The following is a 2,632-nucleotide window of genomic DNA, read 5'->3' as shown; positions in this document are numbered from 1 at the left end:
ACCGAGACCTGAACACGGTGACGCCGCTGCAGTTTTGGGGGACATTTCCACGTACAGACGGTTTTCGGTCTCGTCTCATGGTGGCCGAATTCCGCTGGGGCGTGATTCCGCCGCCCCGCCCGTCAGCCGCGCCCCAGCGCCCGCTCCAGCTCGATCTCGATCAGCACCCGGTGCGGGTTCGGCCCGGGTGTCCTCCCGTAGCGCTCGGCATAGCGCCGTACCGCGTCCGCGATCCGGTCCGGGTCGGTGCGCACGAAGGCCCGGCCCTCCAGGGTCGCCCAGCGCCGGCCGTCGACCTGGCAGACCGCGGCCGGGGCGCCGAGGGGCGCGGCCGCGAGGACGTGGGCCACCTTCGCGCTCGTCCGGTTCGTCAGCACCCGGGCCAGCCGCGCCTGCGGGTCGTATGTCACTCCGACGGGAACGACGTGCGGGCTGCCGTCCGGGCGCAGCGTCGTCAGCGTGCACAGGTGGCGCTCCCGCCAGAAGGCGAGGTACGACGGGTCCGGGGCGCCCGGGTCTACGGAGTAGGTACTCATGTATCCGGAAGCTAGTCGCCAAAGGTTCCCCGGACCTACCTTGAGTGGAATAGACTCAACTTTGTGTACGTTGGTTAAGTCAGCACTGGGAGAGATGGCGGACAAGGCGACGCCGAGGAGGAGAACGCGAACGTGGATGCCGAGCTGACCAACAGGAGCCGGGACGCGATCAACGCGGCCACGAACCGGGCCGTGACCGAGGGGCACCCGGATTTGACGCCCGCCCATCTGCTGCTGGCTCTGCTCCAGGGGCAGGACAACGAGAACATCGTCGACCTGCTGGCCGCGGTCGACGCCGACCAGGCCGCCGTGCGTTCCGGGGCGGAGAAGGCCCTCGCCGCGCTGCCCAGCGTGGCCGGATCCACGGTCGCGCCCCCGCAGCCCAACCGTGAACTCCTCGCCGTCATCGCGGACGCGGCCGACCGCGCGAAGGAACTCGGCGACGAGTACCTCTCCACCGAACACCTGCTCATCGGCATCGCCGCCAAGGGCGGCACCGCCGGCGACGTGCTCGCCGGGCAGGGAGCCACCCCGAAGAAGCTGCTGGACGCCTTCCAGAAGGCCCGAGGAGGGCGCCGCGTGACCACTGCCGACCCGGAGGGCCAGTACAAGGCCCTGGAGAAGTTCGGCACCGACTTCACCGCCGCCGCGCGGGACGGCAAGCTCGACCCCGTCATCGGCCGCGACCAGGAGATCCGGCGCGTCGTGCAGGTGCTCAGCCGCCGCACCAAGAACAACCCCGTGCTCATCGGCGAGCCCGGCGTCGGCAAGACCGCCGTCGTCGAGGGGCTCGCCCAGCGGATCGTGAAGGGCGACGTCCCCGAGTCCCTGAAGGACAAGCGGCTCGTCGCGCTCGACCTCGGCGCCATGGTCGCCGGAGCCAAGTACCGCGGCGAGTTCGAGGAGCGGCTGAAGACCGTCCTCGCCGAGATCAAGGACTCCGACGGGCAGATCATCACCTTCATCGACGAGCTGCACACCGTGGTGGGCGCGGGCGCGGGCGGTGACTCCGCCATGGACGCCGGCAACATGCTCAAGCCCATGCTCGCCCGCGGTGAGCTGCGCATGGTCGGCGCCACCACCCTCGACGAGTACCGCGAGCGGATCGAGAAGGACCCGGCGCTGGAGCGCCGCTTCCAGCAGGTGCTGGTCGCCGAACCCACCGTCGAGGACTCCATCGCCATCCTGCGCGGGCTCAAGGGCCGCTACGAGGCCCACCACAAGGTGCAGATCGCGGACAGCGCGCTGGTGGCCGCCGCCGGTCTGTCCGACCGGTACATCACCTCCCGGTTCCTGCCCGACAAGGCCATCGACCTCGTCGACGAGGCCGCGTCCCGGCTGCGCATGGAGATCGACTCGTCGCCCGTCGAGATCGACGAACTCCAGCGCGCCGTCGACCGGTTGAAGATGGAGGAACTGGCCCTCGACAAGGAGACCGACCCGGCCTCCCGCGAACGTCTGGAGAAGCTGCGACGCGACCTCGCCGACAAGGAGGAGGAGCTGCGCGGTCTCAACGCCCGCTGGGAGAAGGAGAAGCAGTCCCTCAACCGGGTCGGCGAGCTGAAGGAACGCCTCGACGACCTGCGCGGACAGGCCGAACGCGCCCAGCGCGACGGCGACTTCGACACCGCCTCCAAGATGCTGTACGGCGAGATCCCCGCCCTGGAGAAGGAGCTGGAGGCCGCCTCCGAGGCCGAGGAGGAGGTCTCCCGGGACACGATGGTGAAGGACGAGGTCGGCTCCGACGACATCGCCGACGTCGTCGCGTCCTGGACCGGCATCCCGGCCGGCCGCCTCCTGGAGGGCGAGACGCAGAAGCTGCTGCGCATGGAGGACGAGCTCGGCCGCCGGCTCATCGGCCAGACCGAGGCCGTACGGGCGGTGTCGGACGCGGTGCGGCGCAGCCGGGCCGGCATCGCCGACCCCGACCGGCCCACCGGCTCCTTCCTCTTCCTCGGCCCGACCGGCGTCGGCAAGACCGAACTCGCCAAGGCGCTCGCCGACTTCCTCGTCGACGACGAAGGGGCCCTGGTACGCATCGAAATTGAGGTTGACGGCGAGTATCACACGGTGGGCCGGGTGGTAGGGGGTCCCCC

Annotated in this window: 2 protein-coding genes; one reads left to right on the top strand and one right to left on the bottom strand. The window is 70.2% G+C overall.

The window, feature by feature from the left end:
* Positions 1–122 precede the first annotated feature (122 nt).
* Positions 123–536, bottom strand: a complete 414-nt coding sequence (locus ACFW2E_RS44975; protein WP_384477437.1) for a pyridoxamine 5'-phosphate oxidase family protein — start codon at positions 534–536, stop codon at positions 123–125.
* 132 nt (positions 537–668) lie between these two features.
* Here ACFW2E_RS44975 and ACFW2E_RS44970 point away from each other — a divergent pair.
* Positions 669–2,632, top strand: a 1,964-nt coding sequence (locus tag ACFW2E_RS44970; protein WP_384477434.1) for an ATP-dependent Clp protease ATP-binding subunit, incomplete at its 3' end; no start/stop codon positions are given.

Source organism: Streptomyces sp. NPDC058964, assembly GCF_042741275.1.
Taxonomy (GTDB): Bacteria; Actinomycetota; Actinomycetes; order Streptomycetales; family Streptomycetaceae; genus Streptomyces.
The sequence above is the reverse complement of the archived record's forward strand: the minus strand, read 5'-3'. Positions and strand labels throughout refer to the sequence as shown.

Excerpts from the sequence above, each read along its gene's own strand:
- ACFW2E_RS44975 (WP_384477437.1), bottom strand. The coding sequence starts at position 536 with ATGAGTACCTACTCCGTAGACCCGGGCGCCCCGGACCCGTCGTACCTC.